This window comes from Cyclonatronum proteinivorum, from assembly GCF_003353065.1.
In the GTDB taxonomy this organism is placed as follows: Bacteria; Bacteroidota; Rhodothermia; order Balneolales; family Cyclonatronaceae; genus Cyclonatronum; species Cyclonatronum proteinivorum.
The window spans coordinates 3,744,388-3,760,088 of the sequence record NZ_CP027806.1 but is presented as its reverse complement, the minus strand read 5'-3'; the positions used below and the strand labels follow the sequence as shown (position 1 = coordinate 3,760,088).

Below are 15,701 nucleotides of genomic sequence, written 5' to 3'. Positions count from 1 at the left end.
CCCCCCCCCATTTAATTTTAATATAATTTAACATATCTATCCCGGTGTTGTGATTCAGGGGCAGGCTGCCCTTAACGATGTCTTTCAAGTGATCTCCATAGCTGAGCATGAGTTGTAGCCCTGTAAAAAATTGGGTTTTGGCCGGGTGCGGAGTTGGGGTCCTGTCAGGCGGTCGTCGGTGGTCGGTCGTCGGTTGACCTCTGCTCTCCGATACCGATGGCGCCATGCACCGGGCCTGGGGCTGCACCCTCTTCGGGCTGCTGACCCGCCGCTTGACCTTCCTGATCGGCCCCGACCGCTGCATCCGCCTCGCCCACGAAAGCAACCTCCGCATGGACAGCCATGTGGAGGCGGTGCTGAGTTGTATTTAAGGAGGGCGAAACCCCTAAAAGCGGCTGTTAGGTTTAGGTCGTGATATTCCGCGCAGCAAAGGAAAATAACCCCGAACCTTCCGTTAGGTTTGGGATTTCCAAACTACGCCGCAGCCAGTGAGGTGCACGGGGTTCCCCCCCCAAAAAACAAAGCTTCCATTAGCGCGGTCGGCCGAGGCCAGCCCCGGCAGCCGTTTCCACTTCCTGCGTCTTCACCTTTGCTTCATGCTGGCAATTTGCTTTTTTCTTATATTGAGGTTCGATTATACGGTATTCCTTCCAACCCCAATATAATTTAGCAGATATGTATTTCAGCACAACCGATGACAGCATCGAACTCGATAAGATTAAGGGTGATTTACGCTTCCTGCATGACTGTTACACCGGCATGCTGCGCGATGCCGGGGAACATGATATTGCCGATATGCTCGACGGTAAGCGCGCCCTGCAACCCGGCGCTGAGCGGCTGAGCAAGGCTTTTTCGATTTATTTTCAGCTCATCACCATTGTGGAGGAAAACGCCTCCGTACAGCTGCGTCGTAAGCTCGAAGACGAGCACGGCGTTGCCCGCATTTCCGGGCTGTGGGGCAAAACCCTGCATCAGCTCAGGGAAGCCGGCGTAGCGCCCGCTGACATCGCCGCCGCCCTGCCTGAAACCCGGATTGAGCCGGTCCTGACCGCGCACCCCACAGAGAGCAAGCGTTCAACCATGATTGATCAGCTCCGCGCCATTTACCTGCTCATGGTGAAGCGCGAAAACAAGGTCTGGACGGCGCAGGAAAAACAGCAGATCGGTCAGGAAATCCGGGCGGCCATGCAGCGGCTTTGGTTTACGGGTCAGGTGTTCCTTCAGAAACCAAGCATTCAGGATGAGCTGCGCAATGTGTTGCACTACCTCACCAAAGTATTCCCGAACGTGATGCCGCTGCTCGATCAGCGGCTGCGCGATGCCTGGCAGGAAACCGGCTTCGACCCCGTGCTGCTCGAAGGCACCGATACGCTGCCGCGTATCGGCTTTGGCAACTGGGTCGGCGGCGACCGCGACGGGCATCCGTTTGTGACCTCCGACGTTACCCGCGACACCCTCGAAACCCTGCGCCGCAGCGCGCTGGAAATGATTGATGCCGACCTCGATACCCTGGCCCGAAGGCTCAGCCTCTCGCAGTTTGAGGTTCAGACCCCCGAAATGCTGCAGGGACGCATTGATGCGTTGTCCGAAGCCATCGGAAGCAAAGGGCGTGCAGCGGTGCAGCGCAACGCCAAAGAACCCTGGCGACAGCTTCTAAACCTGATGCGGCTCATGCTGCCCGAAGCTTCCGGCATCAACCCCGAAGGCAGCGTGCGATATGGCAGCTATCATGAACTGCTCGAAGACCTGCGCCTGCTCGCAGATTCCCTCCGTGCCATTAATGCCAAAGATATCGCCCGGCTGGATGTGGAGCCCGTCATCCGGAAAATATCCGCCTTTGGGTTCCACCTTGCCGCGCTCGATATCCGGCAGAACAGCCGCTTCCACGACCTCGCCCTCTCGCAGCTGCTCAAAGCCGCAGGCGTGGAGGATGCCGAAAACTTCCCGGAATGGTCCGAAGAGCGCCGCCTTGCGTACCTCAGCGAAGAGCTGAAATCAACCCGCCCGTACGTGCGCCGCTACGAGGGGCTGGGCACCGAAGCGGATGCGGTCATCGCCTGCTACCGCGTGCTCTATCATTATATTGAGCGCAACGGCTACGACGGCCTCGGCTCTCTGATTGTGAGCATGACCCGCAGCCTCTCCGATCTGCTCGTTGTGTATGTGCTGTGCCGCGAGGCCGGACTCATGGCGCGTACCCCGGACGGCATGGCCTGCGTGCTGCCGGTCGTACCCCTGCTGGAGACCATCGGAGATCTCGAAAAAGGACCGGAAATCCTGGATACGTTCCTCAGCCACCCCATCACCCAAAACAGCCTGAAATGGCGGTCCGAAAACCTGAATGCGCCCCGCGCACAGCAGGTGATGGTCGGCTACAGCGACAGCAACAAAGACGGCGGCATCCTCGCAAGCCTGTGGAGCCTGCATACCGCGCAGCTCGCCCTCACCCAAACGGGGCAAAAGCATGATGTCCGCATCCGATTCTTCCATGGCCGGGGCGGAACCATCAGCCGGGGCGCGGGCCCGACGCACCGCTTCATCGCCGGTCTGCCGCACGGCACCATTCAGGGCGATATGCGCCTGACCGAACAGGGCGAGGTCATTTCCCAGAAATACGCCAACCCGCTCACCGCGCTCTACAACCTCGAGCTGCTGCAGGCCGGCACAACCGGCAACAGCCTGATGCCCGAAAAGGGCCGCCGCCTCACGCCCGAACTGCGCGATCAGCTCGAAGGCATTGTAAATAAGCTGTATCAGTACAGCCTCGAAAGCTATCAGAAACTCGTGCATAACGACGATTTCGTGCGCTTCTTTGCACAGGCTACGCCCATTGATATCATCGAATCGAGCAGCATCGGCTCCCGACCCGCACGCCGGACCGGCAAGCGCACCTTTGGTGACCTCCGCGCCATACCGTGGGTATTCAGCTGGAGTCAGGCCCGGTTCTTCATCACCGGCTGGTTCGGGGTCGGCAGCGCCCTCGCCCGCCTGCAAAAAGAGGACGCCGAAGCCTTCGCACTGCTCAGCCGGCACGCCGTGGATTTCATGCCGTTCCGCTACGTGATCACCAACGCCTCCTCGGCCATCGCCCTCACCGACACCGAAATCATGAAGGCCTACGCCGCCCTCGTTGATGACCGAGACCTCGCCAAGACCTGCCTCACGCAGATTCTGGACGAGTTTGAGCAAACCCGCAGCATGCTGGAAGTGCTCTACGGTCACCCGCTTCAGGAGCGCCGTCCGCGCATGTACACCATGATGGGCTTCCGCGCCGAGCGTCTCAAACCGCTGCACGACCTTCAAATCAGTCAGCTCAAAACCTGGCGCGCCCTCAAAGCAGAAGGCAAAACCAAAGAAGCCGACGACATGCTCCCCGAGCTCCTGCTCGTCCTCAACGCCATCGCAAGCGGCCTCGGCACCACCGGATAAACGGACCCGGCCTTCGAAGGTCTTGGTACACCCCTCATCAATCAAAAACAGCAACCTGACCATGTCGGGTTGCTGTTTTTTTTGGGTAAACTCCTCGAGCATCAGGCGTTTGGGTGACAGGCCGCACCTCCCAAACCTGCGGCAAATGCGTTGCTTTTGGGATCGCGCCATTCCCCCGCGCCCGCGGGAAACAGGCGCAGCCCGTAACAAAACCCCGCGTAGAGACGCAATGCATTGTGTCTCTACATGTGCCTGCGTACGGCCAAATGGCCAATTCCCAAAGCCCGGATCCCGGGTTATTTCTCCTTGGCTAATCGTTTACCGGGGCAACAACGGCTCCGTTCATGTGGTGCGGTTTACATTGAGTGTCAGAAATTTTTTATGCCACGAATCCCAAAATGCAAGGGGCCCTGTCTTAGGTTTGGGGGCCCGGAGCCTGTCCCGGAACACCTGATGCTCACGGAGTTTTCCCCAAAAAAAATCCCGCTGCAGGAAGATGGCTTGCAGCGGGATTCAGGCTTATAGCTGGTTTCACGAATTATCATTGCTGCCATTACTCGCTTGCTTGCGTTCAGGCTGCAAAATCAGCATTACCGTAAACGCAGAGCGCTGTCTATGCCAGCTTCTCACATCGCTTCATGAGACTCAGGCATTTTTCAGAATCATGAATCATGCGGGGGAATTTGGTTTGGGCTTTGACTTTGGTGTGTTCGTTTTGCCAGCTTGTGATGGCTTCCTGCGTGAGTGCATAGAATTCGGGCATGCCGATGGCGTCGCCGTTGCGGCGGATGTTGTAGCTGCGGTTGGTGCGGGCAAGGTCTTCATCAACGGCTTTGGCAAAGGCCTGAAGGTCTTGCGGGCGTTCGGCGAACCGGATGAACCAGACGTGATGCGGGCTTTTTTTGGCGTCTTCATGCACTACGCCTACCGTACAGCTTGAGAAGATACCGCCGGTTTTGGCGGTGACGCGCTCCAGGCATTCCTGCACGTGAATGGCTTCGATGGTCTCGCCGTAGTTGTCGAGCACGTCGCTTGCGCGTCCCGCAACGCGGATTCGCGGCTGTGAAAGGTCGGTGAAAATCACCAGATCGTTGAGGAGGTAGCGCCACAGGCCGGAGTTGGTTGTAACGACCATCGCGTAGGGTTTTCCGGCTTCAACTTCCCAGATCGGGATGGTTTCCTGCAGGTAGAGTTCGTCCCGGTTTTGTGATGGGTTTGGGATAAATTCATAAAAAACATTGTTGTCCACGACCAGCTTCATGTCGGTACGGTCCTGATGGGTGTTGAAGGCGAAGTAGCCTTCAGAAGCGCCGTAGTTTTCAATGAAGTGCAGCGGCATGCCTTCACACAGCTTTTGCAGGTGATTTTTGTAGGAGGGGAGCGGCTCTCCGCCGGAGACGAGGAGCCGGAAGTTAGGCCAAACATCCCCGATGTGGTCTTTTCCGGTGTAGTCCAGCACCATCTGAAAGTAACGGAGCATGACCGAGGGCAGGGAGGTGAGTACGCGCAAATCGTGCTTCACACCGCGCTCTACCGCAATTTCAAGCTTGTCTTTGAAGGTCATCCAGACGGATTGCTGCGGCTCTAAAATCTGAATTCGGGAAAGTACAGGCGGGGCCATGAGTGCAAGGTGTCCGCTGATTTCTCCGAATAATACCCCGGGATAATCCGGGTCGCGCTCGATGGTTCCCGGCAGGCTCATTTGCTTGCCCCAGATTTTGAAGATGTTCGGGTTCTTCCGCAGGTAGGAGAGGGCTACGCGGCGGAGAAAGATTTTGTCGCTGCGCTCACGCTCCGGAAAAATGGGGATATCTTTAGGGGCGCCGGTTGTGCCGGCCGAAATGGCAAATTTTCCGGAGGTGCCGGGCCAGGTGAGGTCGGGTTCGCCTCGTTTGATAGCTTCCCGGTACGTGTCGTAGTCTTTGAAGCTGGTGATATGTACGGTCTTTCTGAATTCGTGATAGCTCTTTAGATTTTTGAAGCCGTACTTTTTGCCGAAAGCGGTATCCGCTGCAAATTGCAGGTATTTTTCAAGGATGTTGTTTTGAGCCTGTATGATTGATTTCATGCCAGCTGAGGAGGACTACAAATCGTTGGGGGAAAATTGAGGTGACAGCAAAAGTATGAAATAGTGGCCAATTTGCTAAATAAAGTTTGTGTGTCTTTGGAAGCGCTCTTCACCCGCTTTGTGCCCGGAAGGCGGATTAACGCACACGCTGTTGCACTGCGTTGTGGCGCATAAACCGGGTGGAATGGGTAAGAGGCTGAACCGGGGGTGATCCAAACAAAAAAGCCGCCCTGCACGAGGCAAGGCGGCTTTTGGTGTTTTCCGTTACCCGGGTAAACGTCAGAAGTCTGATCAGGAGCGGCTTTCAACCGGGAAGTATTCCAGATCGGTCTCGCCGAGGTACAACAGGCGCGGACGAATCAGGCGGTTGTTGCCAAGTTGCTCGAGGTAGTGGGCGGTCCAGCCGCTCATGCGTGCCATAGCAAAGATGGCGGTGTAGAGGTCGGGCTCAATCCCCATGGAGTAGTACACGGTGGCAGAGAAGAAGTCGACGTTGGGGTCGATGTTTTTCTCTTCCTTCATTACCTTCACAATGGCTTCTGACCATTCGTAGAGGTACTCCATATCTACTTCTTTGGAGAGATCCTGTGCGAGGAGGCGCAGGAATTTGGCGCGCGGGTCGTAGGTCTTGTACACGCGGTGACCAAACCCCATGATTTTTTCTTTGCGCTCGAGTTTGCCTTTAATGAATGCTACGATATCGGTATCGGGGTCAAGGCTTTTGAGCATATTCATTACAGCCGTGTTGGCACCGCCGTGAAGGGGGCCTTTCAGTGAGCCGATTGCACCGGTAACCGCTGCGTGCACGTCTGCGAGGGTCGCGCAGATGGAGCGGCAGGTAAAGGTAGATGCGTTCATGCCGTGCTCAGCGTGCGTGATGAGCAATACATCCATGGTGCGGGTTGCGTTTTCACCGGGCTCTTCCCCGTTGAGCATGTACAGGAAGTCGAAGGCAATGCTGTTTTTCTTGGAAGGCGCTACGATTTCCTTGCCATTACGCACCCGGTCGAAGGCTGCAATAATGGTTGGGGTTTTGGCGGTGAGGCGGATGGATTTGCGCAGTGAAGCTTCATGACTCATTTCGAGTACTTCTTCGTCATCATCCGCAAGCATGGAAACGGCAGTACGCAGTACCGCCATGGGCTCGGATTTCGGATTGGCGCTGCGCAGGTAGTTCAGCACGGTTTCAGGCAGATCGCGCTCGGCAGTGAGCGTTGCGTTGAGTTCGTCGAGTTCCTGTTTGTTGGGCAGACGCTCATGCCAGAGAAGGAAGCAAACTTCTTCGAAAGTTGAGTTGCGTGCAAGGGTATCGATGTCGTAGCCCGCATAAGAAAGCTCGCCCTTGGCACCGTCGATTTTACTCTTTCTTGATGAAAAAGCTACAATGCCTTCGAGTCCTTTGTCGAGGTACGGATATTGTGACAAGTCAATGTCGTTGATGTTAATCGCCATAAAGTACTCCGTAAATTATGATTTTGGTAAGTTGGTGTTAATAGTATTCAAAGGTGTTGCCTGACTCAATATCCGGATCTGACAGCTGTGCGCATTCAATAATAATAGCGGTGTTGGCTCACAATAAGTCTGTCATCAGCCGTACTTACAGGCGAAGGATTTAAGCACAGCCTGAAAAGCGCTTTTCGTAAATCAGGATATCAAGAAAACAGCATTAAACTGAAAATATGAACCCCCGTTCAGGCTATGTGTATTCTGTGAATATAAAAAATTTAGCGTAAATTCGCTAAATATTAGCCAAGCTTTTGTTTGGCTTCATCCCAGAGGGCGTCCATCTCTTCAAGTGTGCTCTCAGCGGTTGTGCGGCCCTGTTTAGACAGGCTTTCTTCTATATACGTGAACCGGCTGTGAAACTTGTTGTTGGTTGTCCGAAGCGCATTTTCAGCGTCAAGACCTGCCAGACGACCGACATTGACGAGCGAAAACAACAGGTCGCCGAATTCGCGTTCCTGTTCGGCGCGGTCTTGCTTTTCCAGCGCTTCCCTGAACTCGGTCAGTTCTTCATCCAGCTTTTTCCAGGCTTCAGGCCAGGTTTGCCAGTCAAACCCGACAGCGCCCGCTTTTTCCTGCATGCGCTGTGCGCGTAACAAGCCCGGAAGGTGTGCCGGTACGCCCTGCAGTACCGATTTGCGCCCTTTTTCGCGCTGTTTGATCTTTTCCCAGTTTTGCTTCACGATTTCCGGATTGCCGGCTTCCGTATCCCCGAACACGTGCGGGTGACGGCTGATGAGCTTGTCCTGTATGGCAAAGATCACATCCCCCATATCGAAGGTTTTGGCTTCCTGCGCCATCTCCGCATGAAACACCACGTGCAGTAAAATATCACCCAGCTCTTTTTTCAGCTCTTCCATATCGCCATCATCAATGGCTTCAATCGCTTCATACACTTCTTCAATCATCAGGTCCCGAATGGATTCGTGCGTCTGTTTGCGGTCCCAGGGGCAGTGATTCCGGAGGATGTGCATCACCCGAAGCAAGTCATCAAACGAACGGGTTGGTGCTGCGGTGAAGCGGGGGGAGGATTCCATCAGAGAAAAGCTTTGTGTTGTGTTTTTAAAATTGATGTTTGTGAGATGGGTTGAAAGAGGGAAGAAGAAGTCCGGGCTCAGCGGCCGTGCTGTATGCGCACAAACTCCATGGCGTCGGCGAAAGCAAGCTGCGCATTTTGGGAGGCAGGATATGGCCGCTCGGTTTTGAGTTCCTGCCGCTCAGCTGCAGGGAAAAGGATGTTGTTGAGAATCAGCCGGTAACCGGGGCTGTTGGGAAACAGGTCGAGGTCAGTAGGCGGATCACCGACGCGGTGCGTGTAGTCTTCGGGATCGTGCCCGCCGTAGAACGTCCAGAAGCCTTCACCGAAATTCCCGTGAATGTATTTGGCTTCATCACGTCCGGAATTCCGTCCCAAAATAACCACATTGCTTTTGATGGTTTCCATCCGGAAAGCTGTGGTCTGTCCGTAAAATCCTTTAATGCTACTCACGTGATTTTGTGTGAGCATGGTAGGCACGGGGTCCCATTTGGCTGAAAACTCAAACAGGGTGAAATAATCCAGGGCTTCGTCGAGCTGACCCAGCCGGACGGGCACGTCAATATTGCCATGCCGGTACTCTGCGGGATTGAATGTAAGCTCAAAGTTTTCAAAGGCAAAGGTTTGGGAGAAATCGAGCAGCTGATTGGCATTGGCATCAACCGGATCGCCGTCGAATTCCTGCGGTACAATGTCTACTTCTTTAGCAGCGAGAGCGATATCGAAGGTGTCGGTTGCCGAGCACATCGCAAACATGAAGCCGCCGTTGCCTACAAAATCACGGATGGTCAGCACTACGGCGGTTTTCATGTCGCTGACTTTCGTGAAACCGTGCCGGGCTGCCATTTCTTCAAGCTCCCGCACCTGACGCTGATACCAGGGCGTGTGGCGGTAGGCCGCCCAAAACTTGCCATATTGCCCGGTGAAATCTTCATGGTGCAGGTGAAGCCAGTCGTATTCTTCCAGGGCGCCTTCCAGAATTTCGTCGTTATAGATCACATCGTAAGGTACTTCGGCATAGGTAAGGGCTAAGGTTACGGCGTCGTCCCAGGGCAGCGCTTGTGCGGGAGAATAAACCGCGATACTCGGTGCTTCCTGAAGCGGCACCAGTGCCGTGTTCGAGTTGTTGCTCTCTACTTCGCGAATGATACGCTGTGCCTGAGCGTCAGTGATTTGCTCAATCCGGACATTCCGCAGCCGGGCGTTGCGCACGATTTCACCCTGATTCCGGGCAAGGAAGCTTCCGCCCCGGTAGTTCAGCAGCCAGTTGGCGCTGTAGCCTTCGGCAATCTGATTATAAACAATGCCGTAGGCTTTCAGGTGATTGGTCTGTGACTGATCCATGGGGATCAGCACATATTGGGCGTGCACGGCAAGACTGCCCGTGAGTACAAAAATAAAGGCAAGGAGCAGGGTGCGGAAATAGGAAATAGTGTTCATAGCACGAAAGGGAAGATGTTGCTGAGATGATGTGAAAAATGGGTTAGCTTGCACGCTGAAGCAGCCGTATGCGTTCGCGGGCTTCCTGCGCGTAAAACCCCGCAGGATACTCGATGATGAGCTCTTCATAGTAAAAAATGGCGCGGGAGAGATCGAGCGCGTCGCTGATGGTGTAACGGCTGTCGGTGAATGATCCCGTTTTGCTGTCCGCTTGCTGTGCGGCCTGTTCAAGGAACTGACGCACAACCGTTTGCAGCGCCCCGCTGATGTCGCGCTGGGGTGTGCCGGCCTGTGCAATCGACTCCGCGAGTCGGGCTCTCTCCCAAAACAGTTGCTCCCGCTGTGCCGATGGCTGTCCGCCTTCGATGAACGTGTGGATCAGGCTGAACGCAATATCAGGGGCAAGGTGACGGAGCTGATGGGCGGTGAGCAGCAGGGCTTCGGTCTGAAGCGGCTGACCGGCCGAAAACTGCATGAAGGGCAGCAGCAATTCGAGAGAAGCCGCTTTGTTTCCGGAGTTGTATTCGAACAGGGCCCGGGTGTAGTCCCGAAGCTGTGAACTTACGCTATCCTGAACAATGCCTTCCTGCAGCAGACTCCGCAGCCGCAGGGCGTCGTTGGCATACAGTGAAGTCGTCTGACGCTGCAGCGAGCGCATTTGCAGGCGCGCAAACTCGTACTCGCCCGAATAAAACTCCGCCAGACTCAGAAAATACCGCGTCTTCTCAGCCATTTCACCTGTTCCGGCAGCCCTGTTGGCACGACTGAGAGCGAGCCGCGCCCGCATAAAATCCTGTTCAAAAAGGCTAATGCGTCCTGTCAGGTAATCCGCCGTGATACGGTCGCGCTCACTTCGGGCTACGCCATCGAAGCGTTCATTCCAGGAAACAGCCCGATCCAGATCGCGAAGATAATCCAGTGAAAGCTCCACAAGAGCCGCATAGACTTCCCCCATTCCCCTGAACTGCGGAGCTTCCTGCGGGATTTCACTCAGCAGCGTATAGGCTTTTTCGTGCAGGGAAGCCGCTTCATCGTCAAAATCGAGGTTATAGCTGAGCAGGTAGCGTGCACGCCGGATGTAGAGCTGCGACAGTTGCTGACGCGCCTGCACAAAAAGTTCGTGCGAAGGCGTGTTGGTGTAGCGCTCAAACGCCTGTTCCGCGAGTTCAAACTCGTTCAGGTTCACAAGCCTGCGACCCAGTTCAAAAACCGGAAAATCTGCACCATCGAGCCGGTCTTCCAGATTCTGAGCCGTCGTAAATGAGCGGCGGTACAGCCCGCGCTCGTTGTAAAGCCAGATCAGCATCCGCCGGTGCCCGACCCACTCTTCGCTGCCCTGACGCAGGTTGCGCGAAGCTTCTTCAAATTCCATAATCCCGGTGTCCAGGAAAAAATCATCCTCATACCGGGCAATCTGTCGCTGAATGGCGTGAATAAAACCCGGATTGACCCGCAGCAGATGGCTGTACTCACGCATGGTTTCTTCATACAAACCCGCGGCGGTAAAATTCTGCGCGATATCGAAACCAAACACCTGTTCATTGCCAAGCATCCCGCGCGCATCGCGGTACAGCCGCGCGGCCTGTTCATGCTCCCGCCGGTTCACCATCGATTCTGCAACCAGCCGGTACACCTGCACATTGCGCTCATTTTGCTCCACGATTTTACGCCACCACGCCAGCGCCTCATCCCGCTGTCCGTTGGTATGGTAAATCTCGCCAACCCGGACGGATAAATTCGGAAAACCCGGATTTTGCCGGGTGAAATCAGCCAGCAGTTCAATGGCTTCCTCATACTGCCGCATCTGCACAAGCGTCGTCGCAAGCCGGTCAATCACCGGAATATTTTCCGGATTTTGCTGTAGCAGCTCCCGGTACATATCCGCCGCCAGCTCATACTCCCCCTGTGAGTAAAACTGATTGGCCCGCTGAAAGCTTACCCGTTGCTGTGCGATAACGGCATCAAATACAAAAAAAACAAGGAGCACAACCAGGCCCAAACTGCGAGTTAGCATAAATTATGAGAAATATCGGTAAGAAATACAGGGACTACAGCCATAGCACAGGTCAACGCCTTGCGCATGGCTTTATGATGAAGAGATTTCAGGGCCTGAGCGTTTCAGGAATATGCGCCGGTGCAAAACGCGCTATTTCCGTGTAAAAACGCCGCATAGGAAAGCCGACTACAGTATAATAATCCCCGCTTATGTGCGCAACAAAAAGGGCACCCAGGTCATCCTGTATGCCATAAGCGCCCGCCTTATCCATCGGAGAGCCGCCCGCAACATAGCGCTGAATTTCCGCATCGCTAAGCGCTCCGAAGGTCACCTCGGTTGCTTCCGAAAAAAGCCTCATACCCTGAAACCGGCCCTCCGCCAGTTCGCTGCCCGTACGAATCAGGCAGACGGCACTGATCACCGTATGCGTGTTTCCGCTCAGGCTGCGCAGCATCTCACACGCATGACCCGCATTTTGGGGCTTACCCAAAATCTGATTGTCGAGCACCACAATCGTATCAGCGCCGATGACCAGCGCGTTGGGGTGCTTTCGCGCAACATCGGCGGCTTTAAGCTGCGCCAGCCCTTCGGCATAAGCCGCGGGGGTTCCCTCCTCATAATCCGGCTCCTCAACCGATGAAGGCATGACCATGAGATCAGGGTAAAGCATCGACAAAAGCTGCCGGCGCCGCGGACTGCCGGAAGCCAGAATAAGGCGTGAGTTTGTTTCCAAAAGCTTACTGTATCGTTGAAATGGGCGGTAAATCAGACAAAGCGCATAAGGTACACAAACTACGGCAAAGGCGGGCAGCCCAAAACGCCGGGCCTGAGCCGTGCTGTGCAGCTGACACCGGTTTTCTTTTTGTTTTGGTAAAACTTCGTGAACATCAGGAGCTTGGGCGACAGACTCCGGGTTCCCAAACCAAAGATGGGGCCCTTGCTTTTTTTTGCTCCGTGCCCGCTATGAAATCCCCGGCTCAACACCCGCCCCTGCAATGCGGCAACATGCGCTGAAAGGGATTAAACGAAGTGGCAGGCCTTCCGCAAGTCTCCTGCACCGTCCTGCCCCAAAAGACAGCTGTGGTGCAGGGGCGAGATGTATCAATCGTTTTCAGTATTGAAACGACAGGAGTGCTATCATAAAAGAGCAGGGCACGATCACCCCGGATTCCGGATTTGTTGTAATTCCAAATCTCAGAATCGGTTGCATTTCTTATTTTAACTCAAAATAATATTCGACTGCCCGGACGGTTGCCGGATGGCGCCTCAAAGTTAATCCCCCAAAAACACTTTTTATTTATGAAGAAGTACGTTTACAGCCTCCTCTTTTTATTTATGTTCAGCGGCTTGCTGGTGCAGACACAGGCACAGCAAACGCCCATTCCCATAGCTGAAGCCCGGCAGCTGCCCCTCGGCACAACCGTAACGGTAGCCGGTTGGGTCACGGTTACGGATGAGTTTCGCGGCCCCGTCTTTTTCCAGGATGAGACCGGGGGCATGGCCTGGTTTAACGGCCCGCTCATGCGCACCGGAACCTTCGATATCGATATTGCGCAGGGCGATTCGCTGGTCGTAACCGGGCAGCTGCGTGAATTCGGCAACATCCCCGGCATTCCCGGCAGCGGCCTCCTGCAGATCGAAAATCCCACGCCACAGTTTGAAGTCTTCCCCGAAGGAAACCGGATCGTGGAGCCGGTGTCCATTACCCTGGCCGATCTCGCCACCAACGACTTTCAGGGGCAGCTCGTCAGCATTGACAACGTGACCGTCGATCGGGTCGGAGCCCTGCGCCCCAACGCAAGTTATGCCATGATTGATGATTTCGGAGACGGCACCATGCGCATTCAGAGCCGGGCGCCGGTTGTGAATACGCCCGCACCAGAGCCGGGTGTGACCGTAATCGGTATTGCGGCCGCAGCTTCCGGCAACGCGCAGCTATGGCCGCGCCGTGCAGCCGATACCGGCCACATATTCCCCGGCGACGACCTCACCTCCGAAGAGACCTTCGACATCGTAACCTGGAACATCGAGTGGTTCGGTCATCCCGAAAACGGCCCTGACGATGTTGAGCTGCAGTTTGAAAATGTGATCGAAGTCATTGAAACCGTAGGGGCAGACCTCTACACCTTCCAGGAAATTGCGAACACGGCCACCTGGAATCAGCTGGTGAACGCCCTCGAAGACTATGGCGGCTACCTGGCGCAGTACACACAAACACAGCGCACCGCTTTCCTGTACCGGCTCGATACCATCACGCCCCGCGGCTTTGGCTTGCTTTCAACCGGTCAGAATCCCGGCGACTGGGCGGGCCGCCTTCCCCTGTGGATGCGTATGGATGTCACCATTGGCAACGAAACCCGTGAAGTTTGGGCGTACGGCGTGCATGCCAAAGCATTTGCGGACCCCACCTCCTATCAGCAGCGCGTGAATGCGAGTCAGCAGCTCAAAACCTTTCTCGACGCCAACCGGCAGGACGACAACGTGATTTTCTTCGGAGATTACAACGACCGCCTCCTGGTTTCAACCTGGAACAATCAGCCTTCGCCCTATCAAAACTTCGTGGAAGACCCCAACTACCTGCCGGTTTCGCTCAGCCTTGAAGAAGGACAGTTTTCCTCCTTCAGAACCGGCAGTATGATCGATCACATCATTGTGACCAATCAGCTCGCGGATGAGCTCATTGAAGGCTCGCAGCGCGTCGTAAATATTACCGATTTCATCACGGATTACTTCGACACCACCTCTGATCACTCGCCGGTAGCAGCCCGCTTCCAGTTTCAGAACACCACCTCAAGCGGCGATATAGGCGGCTATACCGATGAACGGCCCGCTTCAGTAAGCTTGCTGCAAAACTACCCCAACCCGTTCAACCCGACCACCAACATCAGCTTTGAGCTTCCGGAAACACATCAGGTAAGTTTGGTGGTGTACACCCTAACCGGGCAGCGCGTCGCAAGCCTCCTTTCGAATGAGACCCTGAGTGCCGGGCGGCACACGGTAGCATTCGACGCCACAGGACTCGCAAGCGGCATGTATCTGTACAGCCTAACCGTCGGCGACGGAATAATGCTGAGCGGAACCATGAGTCTCGTGCGCTAAACATGTTCAGCAAAAGGAAGACGCCGCTTCAAAAAAATATCCGTATGCGGCGCTGATTTTTTATATTTCCATCTCTCTCAATCAAAATACAAAAGGCACTGCCGGGGAACCGACAGTGCCTTTTTCAGTAAACGTGGCGCATGTTTCGCCGCTTAAAAAGGGCGGAAGAAAAAGCTGAAAGCTGTTGATGTTTCAGCCTTCGGTCAGCAGAGCAAGCTGTTTACTCGCGCTTTGCGTAAGCTGTTTGAGTTTTTCATGATCGAGCGCTACGACTTTTTGAAAATAGGCGGCTGCCTGTTCATGTTCGCCGAGTTGCTGCAGGCTTTGCGCATGGTGATAGAGAAAAATGACGTTCTCCGAATGAAGTTCCACAAGGCGTGCCGAAGTCCGTTTGGCTTCCGCATACTCGCCATCGCGCAGGTACAAGAAAGTCAAAATCATCAGCGCATCAATGCTTACGTAGCTGTCAGCCTGTGCGGCTTCTTCGAGCTGTGCGAACCCGGCTTCACGATCTCCGCTTAGCCCTGCAAAGCTCGTTACCCAGCGGACTTCGGAAGGGATGGTGCCCATCATATAATTAAACACGCCCCTTCCCATCTGTGCATTGGGGTCGTTGGAGTTCAGCGCAAGCAGCTGCCGGGTGTAGCCAAAACCGGTCATGGCGCTGCGGATGGCGGTGCGGAACTCGCGCTCGGAAGCGGCAACAAGGCTGCGGTAGCCGTGCAGGCCGCTCAAAAGCAATACTGTAGAAGTGTCGTTGCGGGCAGTCCGCAGGTGTCGCTCGGAAATATCGATGGCACGTTCTGAGCGCTGCAGAAAGTTCCGGGCGTCTTCAGGCTGAGAGCCCGCAAAAAAATAGGCCCAGAACGGAATCATGGAATCATAAAAATACACCGTCGGCTGACCGGGATGATCGTCTTTGAGCTCGTTAATCAGGTCCTGAGCGGTATGCCAGTCGCTGGCGTAGAATGCAAGAATAGCGCTGTGCAGGCGTTCGTCGGTGAAGAGTGCTTCGTTGCTGTTTCGGTCTGAAGCCATAGATTCAGCGCACAGGCTTAGCATGAATAAGATGAGAAATAGGGACAGAGCCGGAAAACGGGCGTTTGCCATGAGAAATCAGAATACGGTTT

General features: G+C 55.0%; 10 protein-coding genes. 3 read left to right on the top strand and 7 right to left on the bottom strand.

The genetic code is table 11. The annotated features are described in order from the left end of the window. The first annotated feature begins 224 nt into the window (after positions 1–224). Both CYPRO_RS16615 and CYPRO_RS14295 read left to right on the top strand, forming a co-directional pair. Complete coding sequence (locus CYPRO_RS16615) at positions 225–371, top strand: hypothetical protein (protein ID WP_164682822.1); 147 nt, start codon at positions 225–227, stop codon at positions 369–371. Positions 372–675: 304 nt separating this feature from the next. Continuing rightward, entirely contained in the window at positions 676–3,429 is a 2,754-nt protein-coding gene (locus tag CYPRO_RS14295) for a phosphoenolpyruvate carboxylase (protein ID WP_114985262.1), read from the top strand. A gap of 613 nt (positions 3,430–4,042) precedes the next feature. On the opposite strand, the gene CYPRO_RS14290 is transcribed toward CYPRO_RS14295, so the two are convergent. The 6 genes from CYPRO_RS14290 to CYPRO_RS14265 all read right to left on the bottom strand — a co-directional run bounded on the left by CYPRO_RS14290 (position 4,043) and on the right by CYPRO_RS14265 (position 12,205). Next, positions 4,043–5,497 (bottom strand): GH3 family domain-containing protein, encoded by a 1,455-nt coding sequence (locus tag CYPRO_RS14290; RefSeq protein WP_114985261.1) that lies wholly within the window; start codon positions 5,495–5,497, stop codon positions 4,043–4,045. A 291-nt stretch (positions 5,498–5,788) separates the two neighbouring features. Continuing rightward, positions 5,789–6,949 carry a citrate/2-methylcitrate synthase gene (locus tag CYPRO_RS14285; RefSeq protein WP_114985260.1) on the bottom strand — a complete coding sequence of 387 codons (1,161 nt, stop codon included), beginning with the start codon at positions 6,947–6,949 and terminating at the stop codon, positions 5,789–5,791. A 293-nt stretch (positions 6,950–7,242) separates the two neighbouring features. Further along, the gene (gene mazG, locus CYPRO_RS14280) at positions 7,243–8,037 is read right to left on the bottom strand and encodes a nucleoside triphosphate pyrophosphohydrolase (RefSeq protein WP_114985259.1); all 795 of its coding nucleotides are present in this window, start codon (positions 8,035–8,037) and stop codon (positions 7,243–7,245) included. A gap of 77 nt (positions 8,038–8,114) precedes the next feature. Next, positions 8,115–9,476, bottom strand: coding sequence for an asparagine synthetase B (locus tag CYPRO_RS14275; protein WP_240644770.1), 1,362 nt, complete (start codon positions 9,474–9,476; stop codon positions 8,115–8,117). Between the two features lie 43 nt (positions 9,477–9,519). After that, complete coding sequence (locus CYPRO_RS14270) at positions 9,520–11,490, bottom strand: tetratricopeptide repeat protein (protein ID WP_114985258.1); 1,971 nt, start codon at positions 11,488–11,490, stop codon at positions 9,520–9,522. Positions 11,491–11,578: 88 nt separating this feature from the next. Then, the gene (locus CYPRO_RS14265) at positions 11,579–12,205 is read right to left on the bottom strand and encodes a Maf family protein (RefSeq protein WP_114985257.1); all 627 of its coding nucleotides are present in this window, start codon (positions 12,203–12,205) and stop codon (positions 11,579–11,581) included. Between the two features lie 566 nt (positions 12,206–12,771). Here CYPRO_RS14265 and CYPRO_RS16780 point away from each other — a divergent pair. After that, positions 12,772–14,571, top strand: coding sequence for a T9SS type A sorting domain-containing protein (locus tag CYPRO_RS16780; protein WP_240644769.1), 1,800 nt, complete (start codon positions 12,772–12,774; stop codon positions 14,569–14,571). Between the two features lie 192 nt (positions 14,572–14,763). Here the strand turns inward: CYPRO_RS16780 and CYPRO_RS14255 are convergent, their stop codons facing one another. Next, entirely contained in the window at positions 14,764–15,681 is a 918-nt protein-coding gene (locus CYPRO_RS14255; RefSeq protein WP_114985256.1) for a tetratricopeptide repeat protein, read from the bottom strand. Positions 15,682–15,701: the final 20 nt, after the last annotated feature.

Excerpts from the sequence above, each read along its gene's own strand:
- CYPRO_RS14285 (WP_114985260.1), bottom strand. The coding sequence starts at position 6,949 with ATGGCGATTAACATCAACGACATTGACTTGTCACAATATCCGTACCTC.
- CYPRO_RS14290 (WP_114985261.1), bottom strand. The coding sequence starts at position 5,497 with ATGAAATCAATCATACAGGCTCAAAACAACATCCTTGAAAAATACCTG.
- CYPRO_RS16780 (WP_240644769.1), top strand. The coding sequence starts at position 12,772 with ATGAAGAAGTACGTTTACAGCCTCCTCTTTTTATTTATGTTCAGCGGC.
- CYPRO_RS14275 (WP_240644770.1), bottom strand. The coding sequence starts at position 9,476 with ATGAACACTATTTCCTATTTCCGCACCCTGCTCCTTGCCTTTATTTTT.
- mazG (WP_114985259.1), bottom strand. The coding sequence starts at position 8,037 with ATGGAATCCTCCCCCCGCTTCACCGCAGCACCAACCCGTTCGTTTGAT.
- CYPRO_RS16615 (WP_164682822.1), top strand. The coding sequence starts at position 225 with ATGCACCGGGCCTGGGGCTGCACCCTCTTCGGGCTGCTGACCCGCCGC.
- CYPRO_RS14255 (WP_114985256.1), bottom strand. The coding sequence starts at position 15,681 with ATGGCAAACGCCCGTTTTCCGGCTCTGTCCCTATTTCTCATCTTATTC.
- CYPRO_RS14295 (WP_114985262.1), top strand. The coding sequence starts at position 676 with ATGTATTTCAGCACAACCGATGACAGCATCGAACTCGATAAGATTAAG.
- CYPRO_RS14270 (WP_114985258.1), bottom strand. The coding sequence starts at position 11,490 with ATGCTAACTCGCAGTTTGGGCCTGGTTGTGCTCCTTGTTTTTTTTGTA.